The sequence below is a fragment of the Megalodesulfovibrio gigas DSM 1382 = ATCC 19364 genome (assembly GCF_000468495.1).
Classification (GTDB): Bacteria; Desulfobacterota; Desulfovibrionia; order Desulfovibrionales; family Desulfovibrionaceae; genus Megalodesulfovibrio; species Megalodesulfovibrio gigas.
In genome coordinates this window covers 1,400,495-1,418,500 of sequence record NC_022444.1, presented here as the reverse complement: position 1 = coordinate 1,418,500, position 18,006 = coordinate 1,400,495, and the positions used below count along the sequence as shown (strand labels likewise).

Sequence of the window (18,006 nt, the reverse complement as noted above, 5' to 3'; positions counted from 1 at the left end):
AACCTTTTGCAAAAAGGTTTCCCCTCTCGCAATGTCCTTTTTTAAGATTAAAATGCTCTAAAATAGCTGGCCGCGTCATCTTGCGATTCCCTGACCGCAACCCTCCGCCTCGGCATAGAGCCCCTGCCGCATATTTCCCGCCTCGCATCGGATCATTCAATTTGTCTTGCCCTGCCGGAACCGGTACGCAGCGGTAACATTGCGAGTACGCTGCATGACACCATCCCTCGTCGCCGGCATAGATATTGGCTCCACGGCCACCAAGTGTGTGATTTTGCACGCGCAGGACTTGTCCATCCTGGCCACGGCCATTGCCCCCACGGGCTGGAGCCCGCGCGAGGCCGGCGAGGCCGTGCTGGCCGAGGGCCTGGCCCGGGTGAACGGCCTGCGCGAGGCCCTGGGCGCAGTGGTGGTCACCGGGTACGGCCGCAAGGCCCTGCCGGGGCTGGGCAAGGCCATGACCGAGATCTCCTGCCACGCCCGGGGCGCGCATTTTCTGCAGCAGCAGGCCCGGCTGGTGTTGGACATCGGCGGGCAGGATTCCAAAATCATCCAGCTCGGCCCGGACGGGCAGGTGCTGGACTTTGTCATGAACGACAAGTGCGCCGCCGGCACCGGCCGCTTCGTGGCCAATATGGCCGCCGCCCTGGGCATGACCCTGGAGGAGCTGGCCGCCGCAGGCCTGGCCGGCACGCCGGTGCAGCTCTCCAGCATGTGCGCGGTGTTCGCGGAAAGCGAGATCATCGGCAGCATCGCCCGTGGCGCAGCTCCGGCGGATCTGGCCGCCGGCATCTTCCAGTCCATCGCCCGCCGCCTCAAGGCCCTGCTGGGCCGCTTTGCGCCGGGGCAGCCGTGCGTCTTCACCGGCGGGCTGGCCTGCAACGCCCACATCGCCGCCCTGCTTTCCAGACATCTGGAGCAGCCCATCACCCCTGCCCCCTGGCCGCAGCACGCCGGGGCCGTGGGGGCGGCGCTGTTCGCCGCAACCTCCTGACCCCCAGCCACAAAAGGAGCCGTCATGCCATTCGCCACGGTGGAGGCCTTCAAGGCCGCAGCAGACAAGAATCCCCTGCGCATCAAGGAAGCCAAGGAGGCCGGCCGCCGCATCGCCGGCATGTACTGCCTGTATACGCCCATGGAAGTGATCATGGCCGCGGACGCCATCCCGGTCATGCTCTGCGGCACCCGGCAGGATCCCATCCCCACGGCGGAAAAGACCCTGCCGCGCAACATCTGCCCGCTCATCAAAAGCAGTTTCGGCTTTGGTCTGGAAGAAACCTGCCCCTACTTCAACGCCGCAGACATCGTGGTGGCGGACACCACCTGCGACGGCAAGAAGAAGATGTTTGAGCAGATGGCGGCCTTCAAGCCCTTGCATCTGCTGCACCTGCCCCACAACCCCACCCTGCCCGAGGCCCTGCGCTTCTGGACGTCCGAGGTCGCCCGGCTCAAGGAGCGGCTGGAAATGTTCTACGGCGTCGAGATCACCGAGGCCGACCTTGCCCGGGCCATCGCCCTGGCCAACCGGGAACGCGATGCCCTGGACGGCATGCAGCGGCTCATGGCCCTCAAGCCTGCGCCCCTCTCGGGCATGCTCATGCTGGAGCTGCTGTTCAAATCCGGCTTCTTCCCGGACAAGGAAGAATCCTGCGCCCTGATGGAAGCCATGGTCCAGGAAGTGTCGGCAGCCGGGCCGGGCCAGAGTCCCGAAGGACCGCGGGTGCTGCTCTCCGGGGTGCCCATGGGCATGGGCTCGCACAAGGTGGTCAAATTGCTGGAAGACGCCGGCGCGCGGGTGGTGGGCTTCGAAAACTGCACCGGCTACAAACGCGTGCAGCGCGTGGCCACGGACCGGCCGCCCCTGGAAGCCATCGCCGCGCGGTATCTGGCCACTCCCTGTTCGGTGATGACGCCCAACACCGCCCGGCTGGACCTGCTGGCCGAGATGATCGACCTCTTCCAGGCCGACGCCGTGGTGGATCTGGCATGGCATGGCTGCCACACCTACGCCATCGAACAGCATGCCGTGCGCACCTTCATCCAGGAGGAACGCGGCCTGCCGTACCTGGCCGTGGAGACCGACTATTCCGAGGCCGACACCGAACAGCTGCGCGTGCGGCTGGAAGCCTTCCTGGAAATGCAGGCCGTGGCGGGATAACCATCTGTGCGAGAGGGGAAAACTTGTGCAAAAGGTTGTCCCCTCTCGCGCTCTCCCCTTCCAAAACTTTGATAGTAGCCTGAATTCACAATAAAAAGTCTTTTGGCAGGGGGGGGGTCTGGGGGGAACCCCTTTCTGTAGAAAGGGGTTCCCCCAGCGCTCATTGCAGCAATGCGGGCCGCTACGGCTGCGCCTTGCCTTTGATGTCCACCCATTCCCAGTTGGAGCCCAGGCGCTTGTCCTTGGGCGCGCGGTACCAGGCAATGAAGTCCCGGGCCATGGCCTTGATCTGGTCCCGAATTTCCCGGGTCTGGGCCAGCTTTTCTTCCTGCGTGCCCTCCAGGGCGGCCGGATCCGGAAACGGCAGGTGCAGCCGGTGCGTCAGGCCGGGGAACACGGGGCAGGCGCCGGCGGCCGCCTCGTCGCACACGGTGATCACGGCCTGGAACACCGCGCCGGACTTGAAGACATCGAACACGCTTTGCGGCTGCTTCTGGGAAAGGTCCACCCCGTCCTCGCGCATGACCTCCACCACCAGCGGGTTGATGGGCCGCGGTTCGAACCCGGCGCTGGCGGCGGTAATCTCGCCATCGGACAACAGCTCCACATAGGCTTCGGCCATCTGGCTGCGGGCGCTGTTGTGCTCGCAGATGAACAACACATTGGCGTTTCGCATGTCGGTTCTCCTGGCGTCGTGAAAAATCACCCCATCAAACCCGGCACCCGGCGCACAACAGGTGCGCCGCCGGGCCTGCAGCAGGGAAAGGCGAGCCTTGTCTTCCCGGGCCTGCGGCTCGGTCTGCCCCAAGACCTCCAGCAATGCGGTGAGTTGCCGCCCGGCTGGCGTCTCGTCCAGGGCCAGGCGATAGTACATCCACTTGCCTTCCCGCCGGCCTTCCACCACGCCGGCCTGCCTGAGCACCGCCAGATGCCGCGAGGTGGAGGACTGCGGGAGCCCCAGCACGGTCTGCAGGTCGCACACACACAATTCGCCCCCGCACAGCAGCAGGGCCAGACGCAGGCGGGCGGCCTCGCCCAGCGCGGCAAAGACAGCAGGTGCTGTATCCATATTTCTCCTCTGTCGTCATGCCGAACAGGTGACGATCACGGCTTGCGCGCCACCACCCGCACGCTGGCCACCTTGCCGACCATGCCAGCCACATCCTCCCGGGCCAACAGGCCGCGCAGTTGCGGCTCGTCATACACCAACCGATCCGCCACCCGCACATCCACCAGCCCCACGGCCTCCAGCCCCTGCAGATAGGCTGCTTCCGGGATGGCTCCGCCCACGCAGGCGCAGTAGGCGGCAGTGTCGCCGTGCAGGCAGTCCGGCAGGGACTCGGCCACAATGTCCGAGATGCTCACCTGCCCCCCCGGCGCGAGCACCCGGGCAATCTCCTGAAACACCGCCGCCTTGTCTGGTGACAAATTGACCACGCAATTGGAGATGACCCAATCCACGTTGGCATCCGCCACGGGCAGGGCCTCGATGCAGCCCTGGCGCACCTCAATGTTGGATTTGCCGGCGGCCTCGATGTTGCGACGGGCCATGGCCAGCATGGCTTCGGTCATGTCCACGCCGATGACGCGCCCCTCGGGCCCGACGAGATCCGAAGCCAGCAGCAGATCCAGCCCTGCGCCGCTGCCCAGATCCAGCACGGTCTGCCCCGGCTGCACCCCGGCCAGGGCCAGGGGATTGCCGCAGCCAAAGGAGAGGGACTGCACGCCTTGGTAGTCCGAGGCTTCCTGCCCGTATCCGGCAAACACCGTGACAGAACCGCCGCAGCACCCGCCGCGCTGGCCCTGGGTAGCCAGCTCCAGCGCCTCGGCATAGGCTTTGGAAACCTGCGTGTGGATGGGAGCAAGGGACATGTCGCCTCCTGTGTGGATGTGATGCAGTCATCATATTCTAAAATCCGAATATGTCAATACCACATACGACCACTACCCTGCCCACATGGCGCAAGGCGAACACAAGGAGGGATGCACTCAGGCCACGGGAAGGTCTTCCTCGGCGAGGGGCGCGTCGGCAAACCGCGTATCGCTGCGATGCTGCACGGCCTGGCCGGACTTGCCGGCAAACCAACCGATGCGGTCGGCATCCCAGCGGTCGAAGTCCGGCACATAGGGTTTGATGTCCAGCACGGGCGTGTTGTCCAACACATCCACGTTTTCCACATGCACGCAGCAGCCGGAGACGCCGGCCAGCCGCAACACGGACAGGCCGATGGGATTGGGCCGGCTCGGCGAACGGGTGGCGAAAATCCCATGCGCTTGCGTATCCAGAAATGGCGTCACCATCAATGAATGCCCGCGGACTTGGTGCAGATGATACAACACGATGACATGGGAAAAGCCGTCCAGATCCTGCAGCCCCTGGGCAAACCCAGGCAGCAGGACGATGGATCCCGACACCCCGAGGGCGCCGATGGGCTGGATGGGCATGCCGGCAATCGCCTTGTGCGGCGTGCGAAAATGGCCAATGGGCCGATAGGCGAAAGATTCAGGCGCAACAGCGTGCACTCGATGCCTCCAATACTGTAGTTGCAACGACCACCGCCGTGCCAGGCTTGTGTTGCGTTTTCATGGACACGTCTTTCGGTGACGTCACACGAGACCCAGCTCCGCAGCCCAGACATCGCACTCGGGACGCTGTGCCGCCAGGGCGAGGTTGAGTGCCACCAGCACCAGAATTATCATGGCGTACATGGCGAATGCTCCTGGAACGCGACGAGGAGCCGGCGGGCCCGACACCCCCTCCCGCATGATCCTGTCGCCACAGTGCTCCCCTAGTGCACGTTGGGGCAAGTCTATCACGAAAACACTGCCTTTCGTGAAAAAACCACCGCTCCGCAAGATCACGATTTGTTAATTATTCGTGATTCTGCGCACATTTTTAGTGGGGCATATGGACGAAGCAGACACAACATGCCATACTTCCTTTGCCGCTCAAGACGACCAATCATCATGCGCCACAGCACCAGAGTCGGCGTCATTGCATGCAATGCACGTGCATTGTATGGTACAATACAAACGCATGCCTTACCAAGGAGAAAAGAACATGAAAGTCAGCGCCCGCAATCTGCTTCCCGGCACCATCAAAGCCATCACCGTTGGCGCGGTGAATTCCGAAGTGATTATTGAAGTCGCTCCCGGCATTGAAGTGGTGTCCATCATCACCAAGCACTCTGTGGAGGCCATGGGCCTGAAGGTCGGCTCCGCCGTCAAGGCCATGGTCAAGGCCTCCAACGTGATGGTTGTGACCGACTAGCCGCACGTCCACTGCACGCGATCAACGGACGCAAAAAAGCCGCCCTGCGCCTTCCTGGATGCAGTTCCCTTGAAATCATTTGATTTTCAGGACTGCCCAGGACGGTGCAGGACGGCTTTAGTGGTTGCGCTGGTGGAGGCGGGGGGAATCGAATAATATTATTTTAATAATAAATTACAGCTGATTACAGAAAATTTACAATTTGATTGTGCCAGATCATGTGCCAGTGCGGATATCTCTGTGAAAGACATTGAACTTGAAGAGCTGAATCCGGATGCGGTGAAACCCGTTCCCAACTGGCCTGCGCCACGTTTACGCCTCGGCCCAGGCCTTATGTGGTAAGGTTGACTTGTACACGCTGCAAAAACTCACTCACAAGAGCGCTGCCATGACCCAACGCTACGAGCACCTGCAGGACGAGGCGTGACGCAATGCGTCTGACCTGGCGGGGGAGTTGTTGATGGTGGAGGGGGAAGGCGAGTAGCGCATGAGTGCCTTTATGTTTATCATACACTTAGAGCTAAATTAATAGCTGGTATTTATATAATGAATTAATTGGAAGTTATAAGCAGTAGTTAATAATTTTATCGCAGGTGAAAAAATAAAAGCTAACAAAATTACAATAAACCACGACAGCTCGCTATAGAATCACCTTTCCCAATTTAATACAAAGCTAAATGCCTCTAGCACTTCGCTCGATGAATGGCATCTACGAAAGACATCAGCTCCGACACGTGACTTTTTTACAAGGTACTCTTTATGAGAACTTTATCTTAATGCTTCTTCGATTTTCCAATCCCAACCGCGCCAATTTCGGGCCAAATAGGAATTGCCATCCGTACCCCAATCTGGAACATTTATTGAAAGGATAGCATTATACATTTCTACAGCCGTCTTATATCTCAAACCTCTCTCTGGATGAGTTGCCTTGTTGATGATCCGTTTAATATTTCCATACAGATAAGGTCTCGGCTCAACCAGTGACAATAGCTTATTGGACCTTGCTCTCCTGCAAATTGCATCATTTACTATTGAGCATTGATCAGGCCTCTCAACTTCTGAAAAACATGAACAATTAAATTTTTTAATTAACGTTTTAGATTGCCTGTCAAGATAAGATTCCTCACAATAAGGCATCGGTCCGTTGATCATTTCATAGAGGACTATCCCCACCTGATAAATATCTGACTGGAAATCATATTCAGACGGTTCACTCCATGCTTCAGGGGGAACATAGAGAGCGCTATGCCGCGAGGCAACTGCAGATAGCTGGCCCGGAGAAAGCTTGACCATAGAGCCAAAATCACCAATTTTTGGATGAAATCTACCGTTCACCTTAGTTAGAATCACATTCGCAGGTTTAATATCTCGATGCAAAAATCTAGATGCATGCAAGTGGGATACACCTTGAAGGATGCCTTTCGTTATCGAAATAGCATCCATAAGATTAAAAGGTCCTTGTTTCAGTGAATTTAATAAACTACCCCCATCAACAAGCTCCATCGCAACAAGAACAAAATCATCGTTTATCATCTCTGCGTCGAGGACCTCTATCAAGTGTGGGTTACCACCAGCGCTTGAGGTGGCCTCGACCAAGAAACGTGGTTCCAAAAAAATATCGCCTTCATCTGGGACTGCATCATAGACCTTCAAGAAAACATCGCGGTTCAAGTGAAGATGCTTAGCAACAAACGAGTATGCATTCATGCCCTCTTTATTCTCATGCCGCAGCTCATATTTTCCTGCCGCATGAAGATGATCTATAATTGCCTTTACTTGATATCCACTCATTGTATAAGACCTATCCAGGCAACAAGAACCGTATCCTTCCAGGGTTTCGGTTTAAACTCATTGCCATCATTGAATATCTTTTCAGGGTTGCCGCCTGCAATTTGTGAGAATTTCTTTTCCTGTGCCCTTAAAGTCTGTGGAGGGACCAATTGGACTGGGATATTCCTCTGTTTACCAGCCATCTGAAATACCGACTCAACTTTAATCCGCAACGCAGAAGACGATCCATATTGGCTTGAGCCTGCTTGCAGTACACATAATTTATTTACACCTGCGCTATGAATAAATGTCTGGATAAACTGGAAGAGCTCATAAAGCATTGAACTCTCATCTTGAGCAGTAGCAAACCTTTGCTTTTTCATTTCACAAGGAACCAATTTGGGTTGCTCTGCCGTGCCTTCCAATATAGCCCACATCACATCTTTTGCAGATGGTGTTACTCCCAACACTTTCATGAAGCCTCCAACATGGTTGCATTACACATAACACCTCTCTACCGACCAAGGTGCCAATCAAATATATTCATGGTGTAAGTCTGTAATACACTAACACGCTCGAAATATATATACTGTATGTTATTTTTGGTCAAGAAAACCGCAACCAGAAAAATGAGGCGTAACAATTGTTATGCGCAGTGTAACTTCAATAATATCTACTCCGCCCCCCATTCACCTCCCGGTGAATCTCTTCCGTGAGCCGCCCGAAGATCACGGAATGGAACTCCGGGTCATCCATGTAGCGGGAGACGATGCGGTCGTTTTGGGCCATGCATTGGATCATTATGGATTCGATGATCTTTTTGATGCCCAGCTGGAACTTGTCCAGGGTGTTGGCGGCGGCTGTGCGGATGACGGCTTCGTCCTCCACGGCCACGGCCTTGATCTGCTCGAAAAAGAGCCGGTCGCCCTCGCTGAAGTCCGTCTGAAAGCGCTCGTTGAGGACGTCGATGATGCCGGAAAGGGGTGATTCCTCGTCCTTGGCCTTGCCGGTGCCCACATCCGTAGGGCTTTTGACGCCCTCGGCCTCGTCGGGGCGCAGGTCGATGGCTCCGGAATAGATGCGCTGGAGGCGGTAGTACTGCAGGTCCACCTTGTCTTCGGGCGAGATGAGGACGAATCCCTTGCCGGCCGGAAGCTCAGGAAGAAGCATGCGGCCGTAACTGTAGAGCTTTTCCAGCTCGGGATCCACGTAGGGCATGATCTGGCTCAGAAAGGTGTAGAGCCGGGTGTAGCTTGAGAGCGTGTCCCGAAACAGCGCCTGCGCCTCCTCGCCGCCTTCCTGCAGGCCCAGGGCCTTGAAGCGATCCACCGCCGGGGCAAGGTGCAGGCGCATGTGGCCATGGTCCGTCGGGCTCTGGCGCTCGCGGGGCTTGTAGAAGATTCGGGCGAAGGCTTCCACCTCGGACCAGTGGTACACCTGGGCCTGATCCAGGGTGTGCTTGAGGGATTCCAGCTGCTGCGGGTCGGCCTCCTCCTGCAGGCTCGTGCTGTCGAAATACGGTTTGAAGGCGCGGTAAATCTCGTCGGGCTCGTTAACGAAATCCAGCACAAAGGGCGCATCCTTGCCGGGGGTCATGCGGTTCAGGCGGGAGAGGGTCTGCACCGCCTGCACGTCGGAGAGCCGCTTGTCCACGTACATGGTGTGCAACAGGGGCTGGTCGAAGCCGGTCTGGTACTTGTTGGCCACCAGCAGCACCTGATAGTCGGCGCTGTCGAATGTTTCGGGCAACTGGGACTCGCGGATGGGCCGGCCGGTGGTGACGTCGGTGTTCATGCCGGGCTCGGTGAACTCCTGGCCGGTGTCGGGATCCTTGACCGTGCCGCTAAAGGCCACCAGGGGGCGAATGTCGGTGTAGCCGTTGGCGGCGATATATTCTTGAAACGCCAGCATGTACTTCACGGCGTGCAGCCGGGAGGACGAGACCACCATGGCCTTGGCCTGGCCGCCGATGCGTTGGCGCACGTGCCTGCGGAAGTGCTCCACCATGACTTCGGTCTTCTGGTCGATGTTGTGCGGGTGCAGGCTCATGAACTTGCCCAGGGCCCGCGTGGCCTTTTTCTTGGGATATTTGGGATCGTCCTCCACAGCCTTCACCAGTTTGAAGTACGTCTTGTAGGTGGTGTAGTGCTTGAGGACATCCAGGATGAAGCCTTCCTCAATGGCCTGGCGCATGGAGTAGGTGTGGAACGGCACGGGCTTGCCCGAGGCTCCCGGCCGGCCGAAGAGCTGGATGGTCTTGCCCTTGGGCGTGGCGGTGAAGGCGAAAAAACTCAGGTTCTTCTGGCGACCACGGGACTCCATGACGGCATTGAGGGCGTCTTCGAAGTCGTCGCCGGGGGCTTCTGGATTCGCGGGCAGGGCGTCCTGCAGGCCGGCCCCGAGGATGGCCTTGAGCTCGCGGGCCGTGTCGCCGGTCTGGGAGCTGTGGGCTTCGTCAATGATGATGGCGTAGCGGCGGGTGGCGATGGCCGCTTCCCAGGCCTTGGCCTGGGCCCTGGCCTCGGCGTCGGGGCTGTCCAGATTCTCCGCCCCGGCCTGACGCAGCAGGCCTTTCAACACAAAGGGGAATTTTTGCAGGGTGGTGATGACGATGGGCGTGCCATCCACCAGGGCCGCGGCTAGCTGCTTGGAGTCCTGGTCAATGGGTTTGACCACACCCTGCCGGTGTTCGATCTGATAGATGGCGTCCTGCAACTGGCGGTCGAGGATCTGGCGGTCGGTGATGACCAGGACGCAATCAAAGACTTTCCCGTCCTGTTCATCGTGCAGGCTGGCCAGGCGGTGGGAGAGCCAGGAAATGGAGTTGGTCTTGCCGCTGCCGGCGGAATGCTGGATCAGATACTGCCGGCCCACGCCTTCGCGCCTCGCCCCCTGCACCAGGGCGCGCACGGCGTCGAGCTGGTGGAAGCGCGGGAAGATCATCTTTTCCACGATGATGATCTTCTTGCCGCCCTCGCCATCCTGTATGCGCTTTTCCTCACGTTGCAGGAACATGTAACTGCCCAGGATGTCGAGAAAGCTGTCCCTGGCCAGGACGTCCTGCCACAGGTAGGCGGTGCGCGCGCCGTCGGGATGCGGCGGGTTGCCCGCGCCGCAGGCGATGGCGCCGGGGGCGCTGCCGCGGTTGAAGGGCAAAAAGTAGGTCTTGTCCCCGCTCAGGCGGGTGGTCATGTAGACCTCTTCCGTGTCCGCGGCAAAGTGCACCAGGGCGCGCTTTTTGAAGGCGAACAGCGGGGCGCGGGGATCGCGGTCCTGCTTGTACTGGGCAATGGCGTGCCGCCAGGTCTGGCCCGTGGGGGGATTTTTCAGCTCGCAGGTGGCCACGGGCAAGCCGTTGCAGCTGAAGACGAGGTCGATGGTGTCCCGTGCGCCAGGCTGGCAGGGAATCTGCCGCGAGACGGCCAGGGTGTTGTGGGCATAGAGGGCCACGGCCTCGGGGTTGAGGCCGTGGGCCGGCCTGAAAAAGGCCATGCGGAAGACCTTGCCATGAAACTTGAAGCCATGCCGCAGCACGGCCAGCATGCCCTTGAGGTCGAGTTCCCGGACCAGGGCGGCCAGGAGCTTTTCCTCCAGGGCCTCGCCATGCAGGGCCTGCATCTGGCTCCAAATGTCCCCCTGGGTGACCTGGAGAAAGCGCAACACCTCCGCCGGGAACAGGGCCCGCTCTTGATCGTAGCCCGAAGCGGCAAGACGGGTCCAGCCGTTCTGGAGAAGGGTGTACTCGATGCCGTCCTCGAAATCGGCTTCCTTGGTCTTGGGGGGCATGGGGCGCTTCCTTCTTGTCGAGTCAATTAAACCAGCCGTGGAGGTCCACTGATTTGTTCAGCTCCTCCAGTTGGTTCGCACGTGCGGCGCAATTAAGCTTTCCCGAATGGTCAGTCCCAGTCAATTAGCCGTCAATTAAACGATCACGTCCAGAAGGGGACATATTTTGCAAATTTCTTGGACTGGTCCTTGTCAAAGGGCTTGATTACGCCTCTGTCCAAGGCAGCCTTAATGACTCGCGTAACCATGGCCTTGTTTCTGTCTTCGATGCCGAAGCGTACTCGCAAGCTCTGATTCGTCAGCTGCGTGTTGCTCTCATGGCACAGACAAGCATGTTGATAACAGGCGCGAATCCGGTCATCTGCGTCCATGGCCGAAAACTTTCGGTGGGCAAAAAGCACCACCACGGTGTTGTCACCTACTTCACGGAAATCGGGCGGCGGCAACTGGTGCAGCTCCACGGCGGTGATGACCTTGTCGATGCCGCTGCCCCGCTCTTCGCAAATATTGATGCAACGCATGAAGGCCGCCAAATCCTCGTTCCGGGAGCGAGGGGTGTGATCAATGAATCGAAGCGTATCAATGAGCGGTTTCCCAGGATTGCTGAATTCCATCCGATCCGAGAAAATTTCCACCATGGGACCGGCGCCGAAAATGTTGAAATCCTGGTGGATCAGGACATTGGCCACGAGTTCCCGAATGGCGATGTCCGGGTACATGCGTTCTTCCCTGCGCAAGGCCTGGCCAATCACCTCGTTAGCGGGCAGCCGATCATTGATGTAGGCCACCGCGCCTTCGTAGCCGACGGCATAGCCCTTGACGCCGGTCTGCTCCCGGATGGTTTCGACGCGACTGTTGCCCTTGTAGAAAATCACGCGCAACGCCTTGCGGCCAAGGCGGTCAAACTGGCTGAGATCCTTGGCGAAGAGGATTGCCCCGAGGTTCGTGACGTCATACAGCCCGCCCGGCCTTTTTGTGATGAACCGCTCCTGCTCCAACCGCGACAGAATGCCGTCCCGGTTGTCCGGCAAGGGGCGGCCCAACAGCTCAAAGACGGCAGGATAGTCAAGCGCGCCAAGCACGATGTCGGAGGAGACATTGGCCATGGCCACGCCCTTCTCGAAGGGCACCCGCGAGGACAGCAACCAGAGCTGGCGTTCCTTTTCTGGGTGTTCGCGCAAGGGTTTCTTGTAGCTGCCGACTCGAATGAACGCTTCCTGCTTGAAGCGCACAGGGTGGAAGGTCGCCGGTTGGATTTCGAGGAGCACCACAGGGACATCTTGATACGTGAAGGCATGGAATCGAAAATCAATGCGCGGCTCAAGCAACCTCGCGAGCCAGTTTTCCAACGCTTCATTGCCTACTTTGGCTGTGGACGGCGTAAAGGAGGTGCCAACGGGGGCATGGGTCCCGTCCTCAATGCCCCAGACCATGAAGCCATTTGGCTTTTCATGCAAGGCCGCTGCATTGGCGAGGGCCGAGATGTATTTGCCAATCTCCTCCGGCTTTTCGTTGTTCACTTTGAACTCCACCCACTCCGTCTCCTTGGGGAGGGCGCGCAGTTCGTCGAGCATGGGCGATAGCTGCGATTCGGTCAGCATGCTCCCTCCTCCCGCACATCAATCTTCCCCGTCACCGCCGCGGTGATGAGGGCCGTGCGGTATTCCTGCAGGGTGGTGATGGCGGTGTTGATTTTGGTGATGAGGGCGTCGATGCGGGTGATATGCTTTTCGAGTTCAGAAACGATCTTGAGTTGCTCGTCCTTGTCAGGAAACGCAACATAAAAATCATGCCACACTTCGGTCCGAAGGCACCTCGTACCGTGCGCGGCCTCCTCAACAAGGGCGAGCAGGGCCTTGTCAATGCCTTGCAGCATGAAGGCAAAATATTGCGGAATGAAATAGCGAAGGACATTAAGCGCTTTGACGTCTTGGTTTACAGTTGTTTCGACTGAGTTAATGCAGACAGGGAATGTATGCGCCAAGATCATTCCCCGAACAACAATAAAAACATGGCCAGCATCGTACAGCTTGATCCCCGTTGCAGTGAGGGCGACATGAGTAATTTTGTCTTCCGTATCATCAATGACTGGACGTTTCATGTCCTTTGGAGTGAGCCAAGGGATGTCTCCCTCCCAAAAAGTTTCATTTGACTTGTCAGGTGTCATTCCTCCCGACATTTCGGCTAAATAGGCAAGCCGCTTCACCTCCCAATGCGCCGGCACCTCGCCCAGCCAGTCCACGCCGGAGTCTTTTATGGGGGCGGCGGGGTCGAGGCCCCTGGTCACGGCGTGGCTGATGACCGCGGCGCGCTTTTCCTGCAACAGCTCGATGAGCCGGCGCTTCCGGGCCACCAGGGCATCCAGCCGCGCCGTCTCGCGGTCCAGAAAGGCGGCGATGGCGGCTTGTTCGGGGAGGGGGGGAAGGGGGACGGGAAAATTTTGGACGAAGTCAGTGGGCACACGCTTTTGCCCACCTGCGCCGTACATTTCGGATTCACCAATTTTCCGAAAATTGTCACAGATGGTCAGGTAAAAGAGAAAGCGCTTTTCAAGGGTGTCATCAGGCCGGATGACATGCAACTCTGTGGTGCCGAAAGCAACGCCATTGACAAGCCCTTCCGCCAAGGTTCCCTTCCCATTCTCAAAGCATGGAGTAATCTTGGCAAAAACAACATCCCCATCCCGAAAATAGGTGTACCCACTTCCAATTTCATCCATCGGCTTTGTCTGTTCAAGCCTCAATCCGCCATATTCGCATACGCACTCCATGGGGACGAATGATACTTCATCCTCAGGGCTGAAATCCTGAAGCTCAGAGGCAAGTGGATTGATGCGGGAAATAAACCGTAGCCGCTTCACCTCCCACCCCTCGGGCACGTCCCCCAGCCATTCCACGCCCGAGTCCTTGTAGCGGGGATAGGGTGTGTACGTGCCGCTAGGCATGGTCGCCTCCTTGCGCGTCAGGGTGCGCGTGCTGGGTGGCGTGGATGATGGCCAGGCGTACTTCCTCGCGGGCCGCCTGCAGGATGATGTCCTGGAGGATGTCTCGCAACAGTTCCTTCTTGATTGCGTTCTCGGCCACCCAGACCGTGATGTTTTCCATGTCCCGCAGAAACGGCGTCACGCAGTGGTCGTAGCCGTTGAGGAGCAGGAAAAAGGCGCCCAGGGCCAGGGAGGCGCGCTTGTTACCGTCGTGGAAGGCATGGAGCTTGTTGACCGCAAAGCAAAGGTGGGTGAGCTTGTCCAGAAATTCCGGGTAGTAGTCGTCATTCTGGATGTGGGTCAACACGCTCTCCAGCAGGCCGCGATCCTTGACGCCATGGACGCCGCCGGACTGTTCGATGACGAGACGGTGGGTCTCGATGGCCCAGGACAGGGTGAAGTAGAAGGTCTTCATGGCCTACCTGTCCTTCAGGCGCTTGAAGACATCCAGGTTTTCGGCAATGCGCTCCTGCAGATCCTTGCTCTTCTCCCCCAGAAAGCGTTCGAAGTCCGCCTCGGGAACGCTCTGGATGTAGGCTTCCAGCTTGTGGTGCAGGGCGTCGCGGAAGCACAGGTCCCGGCTGGCCATCTTGGTGCGCGCCTGGTTTATTAGCGGGGCGTACTGGGGGTGCTCGGTGTACGTTTGGAACAGCCGGTCCGCCTCGCCAATACTGAGCGGCCTCCCGAGCTCCTTGGCTCTCTGCTCCAGCTCATACGCCAAGCCGGCTTCAAAACTGGCCACAAGGTCCAACACTTCGGCATAGAGCGTATCCCGGACCTTATCATTGGCCGCCAACTTGAGAATGTTCCGGTACTCTTGGGCATTCTCTCGGAAGATGCCTTCATAGACGAGATTGGTGTATTTGCCGTACTTCCAATTCGGGGCCGCAATGTGTTTGCCCACGGCGTCGGTGAACTGCTTGCGGTAGTTTTCTTCCTGGAAAGCGGCCGGCAGATAGTCTGCGTCGCGTTGGTTAATGTACTTAGTCGCCCCGCCGGCTTTGGCGGCGATGGTCTCGATGACGATATCCAGGATTTTACTGCGAATGGCGCGGGCGCGCTCGCTATCCGTCAACAGCATGGCCAGGTTGAGCACCGTGCGAAATCTAAATATGCCAACTGCTTGCGTCTTCTGAGGGACATTCATGTCATTCAGTTCAGTTAACAGCTTGAAATCACGAAGGTTTTTTCCGCGAAGCACGAGGTAGCCATTGCGGGTCAATTCGTCTTCATGGCTCGCAAGGTACCTGTTGATGGTTCGCGCATCCACATCCAGCAAGGCGGCCACCTGCTGCTTGAGAAAGACGGGCTCCCCCTGCCAGGTGATGCCTTGGAGCCCCAGGTGCTCCTGCAATTTCTGCACGGCAAAGGGGTTGTTCAAAACGTTCTGACGCTCAATGTGTGAAGCCGTCAGGGTGTTGGACTCGCTGGTCATGGCCGCTCTCCTTCTGCCGTCGCCGTGTTGCCCATGCTCATGCCGCCCCCTCTCCAAGCATGGCCATGATCTCGCGCTCCAGGGTTTTGATCTCGGCCTCGATCTCGGCCAGGGGACGCGGGGGCGTGTACTTGTAGAAATGGCGGGTGAGGGGAATCTCGTAGCCGATCCTGGTCTTGCTCTCGTCGATCCAGGCGTCGGGCACGTGGGGCAGGACCTCGCGGCGGAAGTAGTCCTGGATGGACTCTTTCAGGGGCACGCTCTCGGTGTCGCGCAGGGAGCTGTCGGGCTCGGGGGCGCCCTTGGCATCCATGCAGATGGCGGCGGCCTCGTCGCGTTCGCCCAGGGCGGCGAGGATGGGCTTCAACTCGGCCTGGGCCAGCTGCGGCGACATGCCTGCGCAGGCGGCCTTGAGGTCTTTCTTGAACTGCTTGCGGTCCAGGTACAGCTTCGCCGGGTCCAGCCGGCCCAGGGCGTCCCGGATGGCCTGCTGCCGGGCCTGGCCGGCCTGGATCTCCAGGGCGCGGGCGGCGGGGTCCTTCTTGGCGCTGCCGGCCAGGGCCTGGAAGCCGCGCTCCTGCTCCAGCCGGGCCAGCCGCTCGGGAGATGCCTGGAAGTTCAGCCGCAGAGGCCGTTCCACGGTGATCTTGGCGTAGCCGAAATCTTCGTTGGCAAAGATCCTGGAGCACTCGCCATCCCGGAAGGCCCCGTAGAGGCGGACGATCTCGGCAATCTGGTCGGGCCTTCCGTTTTCCCCGTCGGCAATCTCGTTGCGCTTGTTGCCCAGGCTCTTGCGCATCTTGACGAAAAAGGAACGCGCGTCCAGGAGCTGAATTTTTCCCTTGCGGTGCGGCATTTTGCGGTTGGTGAGCACCCAGATGTAGGTGAAGATGCCGGTGTTGTAGAAGAGCTGGTCCGGCAGGGCCACCACGGCTTCCAGCCAGTCGTTTTCGATGATCCAGCGCCGGATTTCGGATTCCCCGCTGCCGGCATCGCCGGTGAACAAGGGCGAGCCGTTGAAGACGATGCCAATGCGTGAGCCGCCCTGCTCGGGCCGGCGCATCTTGGACAGCATGTGCTGCAGAAAAAGCAAGGCGCCGTCGTTGATGCGCGGCAGTCCGGCCCCGAAGCGGCCCTCGTAGCCGCGCGACTCGTGTTCCTTGCCGATAGCTTTTTCCTGCTGCTTCCAGGAGACGCCAAAGGGCGGGTTGGCCAGCATGTAGTCAAAGGTGTCGTGGGGAAAGCGGTCCTCGGTGAAGATGTCGCCCATGCGGATGTTGTCGGCGTTCTCGCCCTTGATGAGCATGTCCGCCTTGCACACGGCGTAGGATTCGTCATTCCAGTCCTGGCCAAAGAGGTGCGGGCTGGCCTCCTGGTTCAGGGCTCGGATGTGGCTTTCCGCCGTGGAGAGCATGCCGCCGGTGCCGCAGGCCGGGTCGTAAATAGTCTTGACGATGTGGCTGGTGGTGAGATCCCCTTCGTCCGTGAGCAGGAGGTTGACCATGAGCTTGATGACCTCGCGCGGGGTGAAGTGCTCCCCGGCCTCCTCGTTGGCCTGCTCCGCGCCGATGCGGATGAGCTCCTCGAAGACGTAGCCCATCTGCATGTTGTCCACGCGCTGCAGGCTCAGGTCGATGGTGTTGAAGGACTTGATCACCTCATACAGCAGGTTCTTGGCCTGCATCTGCGCCACCTGCTCGCCAAACTTGAAGCGCTCCATGATCTCCCGCACGTTGGGGGAAAAGGCGCTGATGTAGCTGTTCAGGTTCAGGGCAATGTTGTTGGGATCATCCAGCAGCCGGGCAAAGTCGAGCTTGGAGATATTGTAGAACTCCACGCCAGTCACGTTGCAAAGGGTGGCCTTGACGATGTTCTCGGACTTGTCCTTGACCGTCTCGAAGGCAGCGAGCGCCTTGGCCTTGGTGGGGGCCAGGACGCTGTCAAAACGCTTGAGCACCGTCAGGGGCAGGATGACCTTGCGGTATTCATTGCGTTTGTACGGCCCGCGCAACAGGTTGCAGATGGACCAGATGAAACTGGCAAGCTGGGCATGGGTTTCCGGGGACATGAAGCACTCGCAGGGGCTAAGGTGCACGGTCTGATGCGCAGGCGCGAGCGGCGAAAGGCGAGCCGGGAACCGCGCGCCGCAGCAGCCGGCACCTTCATCCAAACGCCTCACCAGCACAAGACCATATCGCACGGTATCAGGCGGCCGTATCCCTTGGCAAGGATTGCACCTCGTCATTTCAGGGGATTGGGTGATGGCTCGGGTTTCTTGGCAGACTTCGGTGGGTCTGGTCTATATTCCTGACGGGGACAGCGGCCAAGCCCCCGCGCGCCACGGCATGGCGCGACACGCGGGGTACCGGTTCTGGTGGATGGGAAACGGGTTAGTATAATCCTTCAGGAAACTCGCCCAGCTTCACCCTGATGGCGTGCAGATGGGTCTGAATCCCTGCCGCGATGCCGGGGGCAAGGCAGCCGTGGCGGCCGAGCAGCTCGAAGGCTTCGGACAGTTGAAAGAGGAAGGTGGTGTCTCCGGGGTAGCGTTCGGCAAGGGATACACGCAGGCCAAAGGCTTCACCTGCCCAGGGCCAGCCGCT

15 protein-coding genes are annotated in these 18,006 nt (G+C 59.0%); 3 read left to right on the top strand and 12 right to left on the bottom strand.

Annotated features, from left to right (window positions below; translation table 11 throughout):
• Positions 1-214 precede the first annotated feature (214 nt).
• Entirely contained in the window at positions 215-994 is a 780-nt protein-coding gene (locus tag DGI_RS06200) for an acyl-CoA dehydratase activase (RefSeq protein ID WP_021759954.1), read from the top strand.
• A 24-nt stretch (positions 995-1,018) separates the two neighbouring features.
• Positions 1,019-2,158, top strand: a complete 1,140-nt coding sequence (locus DGI_RS06195; protein WP_021759953.1) for a double-cubane-cluster-containing anaerobic reductase — start codon at positions 1,019-1,021, stop codon at positions 2,156-2,158.
• A gap of 181 nt (positions 2,159-2,339) precedes the next feature.
• On the opposite strand, the gene DGI_RS19505 is transcribed toward DGI_RS06195, so the two are convergent.
• The 3 genes from DGI_RS19505 to tsaA form a co-directional block, all read right to left on the bottom strand.
• A complete protein-coding gene (locus tag DGI_RS19505) occupies positions 2,340-3,227 on the bottom strand; it encodes a metalloregulator ArsR/SmtB family transcription factor (protein WP_081696949.1) in 888 nt (295 codons plus the stop codon).
• Positions 3,228-3,262: 35 nt separating this feature from the next.
• Positions 3,263-4,030 carry a methyltransferase domain-containing protein gene (locus DGI_RS06185; RefSeq protein ID WP_021759951.1) on the bottom strand — a complete coding sequence of 256 codons (768 nt, stop codon included), beginning with the start codon at positions 4,028-4,030 and terminating at the stop codon, positions 3,263-3,265.
• Positions 4,031-4,147: 117 nt separating this feature from the next.
• Positions 4,148-4,681: a tRNA (N6-threonylcarbamoyladenosine(37)-N6)-methyltransferase TrmO gene (tsaA, locus tag DGI_RS06180; protein WP_034608062.1), complete on the bottom strand. Its 534-nt coding sequence runs from the start codon at positions 4,679-4,681 to the stop codon at positions 4,148-4,150.
• A 538-nt stretch (positions 4,682-5,219) separates the two neighbouring features.
• Between tsaA and DGI_RS06175 the strand changes: the two genes are divergently transcribed.
• Positions 5,220-5,429 (top strand): TOBE domain-containing protein, encoded by a 210-nt coding sequence (locus tag DGI_RS06175; RefSeq protein WP_021759948.1) that lies wholly within the window; start codon positions 5,220-5,222, stop codon positions 5,427-5,429.
• Between the two features lie 768 nt (positions 5,430-6,197).
• Here DGI_RS06175 and DGI_RS17845 read toward each other — a convergent pair.
• The 9 genes from DGI_RS17845 to DGI_RS18715 all read right to left on the bottom strand — a co-directional run.
• Positions 6,198-7,220, bottom strand: a complete 1,023-nt coding sequence (locus DGI_RS17845) for a serine/threonine protein kinase (protein WP_081696988.1) — start codon at positions 7,218-7,220, stop codon at positions 6,198-6,200.
• Entirely contained in the window at positions 7,217-7,675 is a 459-nt protein-coding gene (locus DGI_RS18320) for a DUF3010 family protein (protein ID WP_021759946.1), read from the bottom strand. Before DGI_RS18320 ends, DGI_RS17845 begins: the two co-directional genes overlap by 4 nt.
• Before the next feature lie 187 nt (positions 7,676-7,862).
• On the bottom strand, positions 7,863-10,985 hold the full coding sequence (locus DGI_RS06170) for a type I restriction endonuclease subunit R (RefSeq protein WP_021759945.1): 3,123 nt from the start codon (positions 10,983-10,985) through the stop codon (positions 7,863-7,865).
• Between the two features lie 143 nt (positions 10,986-11,128).
• Positions 11,129-12,586, bottom strand: a complete 1,458-nt coding sequence (locus DGI_RS06165) for an ATP-binding protein (RefSeq protein ID WP_021759944.1) — start codon at positions 12,584-12,586, stop codon at positions 11,129-11,131.
• The gene (locus tag DGI_RS06160; protein WP_021759943.1) at positions 12,580-13,929 is read right to left on the bottom strand and encodes a restriction endonuclease subunit S; all 1,350 of its coding nucleotides are present in this window, start codon (positions 13,927-13,929) and stop codon (positions 12,580-12,582) included. The genes DGI_RS06165 and DGI_RS06160 overlap by 7 nt, the downstream gene beginning before the upstream one ends.
• A complete protein-coding gene (locus DGI_RS06155) occupies positions 13,922-14,383 on the bottom strand; it encodes a type II toxin-antitoxin system death-on-curing family toxin (RefSeq protein ID WP_021759942.1) in 462 nt (153 codons plus the stop codon). The genes DGI_RS06160 and DGI_RS06155 overlap by 8 nt, the downstream gene beginning before the upstream one ends.
• A 3-nt stretch (positions 14,384-14,386) precedes the next feature.
• The gene (locus DGI_RS06150; protein WP_021759941.1) at positions 14,387-15,403 is read right to left on the bottom strand and encodes a hypothetical protein; all 1,017 of its coding nucleotides are present in this window, start codon (positions 15,401-15,403) and stop codon (positions 14,387-14,389) included.
• A 37-nt stretch (positions 15,404-15,440) separates the two neighbouring features.
• Entirely contained in the window at positions 15,441-17,471 is a 2,031-nt protein-coding gene (locus tag DGI_RS06145) for an N-6 DNA methylase (protein ID WP_021759940.1), read from the bottom strand.
• Positions 17,472-17,793: 322 nt separating this feature from the next.
• The coding region (locus tag DGI_RS18715; protein WP_041725546.1) for a hypothetical protein at positions 17,794-18,006 on the bottom strand (213 nt) is incomplete at its 5' end.

Bases quoted from the DNA above. Each gene is read 5' to 3' on its own strand.
- DGI_RS06155 (WP_021759942.1), bottom strand. From the start codon at position 14,383: ATGAAGACCTTCTACTTCACCCTGTCCTGGGCCATCGAGACCCACCGT.
- DGI_RS06170 (WP_021759945.1), bottom strand. From the start codon at position 10,985: ATGCCCCCCAAGACCAAGGAAGCCGATTTCGAGGACGGCATCGAGTAC.
- DGI_RS06160 (WP_021759943.1), bottom strand. From the start codon at position 13,929: ATGCCTAGCGGCACGTACACACCCTATCCCCGCTACAAGGACTCGGGC.
- DGI_RS06150 (WP_021759941.1), bottom strand. From the start codon at position 15,403: ATGACCAGCGAGTCCAACACCCTGACGGCTTCACACATTGAGCGTCAG.
- DGI_RS17845 (WP_081696988.1), bottom strand. From the start codon at position 7,220: ATGAGTGGATATCAAGTAAAGGCAATTATAGATCATCTTCATGCGGCA.
- DGI_RS06195 (WP_021759953.1), top strand. From the start codon at position 1,019: ATGCCATTCGCCACGGTGGAGGCCTTCAAGGCCGCAGCAGACAAGAAT.
- DGI_RS06175 (WP_021759948.1), top strand. From the start codon at position 5,220: ATGAAAGTCAGCGCCCGCAATCTGCTTCCCGGCACCATCAAAGCCATC.
- DGI_RS06145 (WP_021759940.1), bottom strand. From the start codon at position 17,471: ATGTCCCCGGAAACCCATGCCCAGCTTGCCAGTTTCATCTGGTCCATC.
- DGI_RS19505 (WP_081696949.1), bottom strand. From the start codon at position 3,227: ATGGATACAGCACCTGCTGTCTTTGCCGCGCTGGGCGAGGCCGCCCGC.
- DGI_RS06165 (WP_021759944.1), bottom strand. From the start codon at position 12,586: ATGCTGACCGAATCGCAGCTATCGCCCATGCTCGACGAACTGCGCGCC.
- DGI_RS06185 (WP_021759951.1), bottom strand. From the start codon at position 4,030: ATGTCCCTTGCTCCCATCCACACGCAGGTTTCCAAAGCCTATGCCGAG.
- DGI_RS06200 (WP_021759954.1), top strand. From the start codon at position 215: ATGACACCATCCCTCGTCGCCGGCATAGATATTGGCTCCACGGCCACC.
- DGI_RS18320 (WP_021759946.1), bottom strand. From the start codon at position 7,675: ATGAAAGTGTTGGGAGTAACACCATCTGCAAAAGATGTGATGTGGGCT.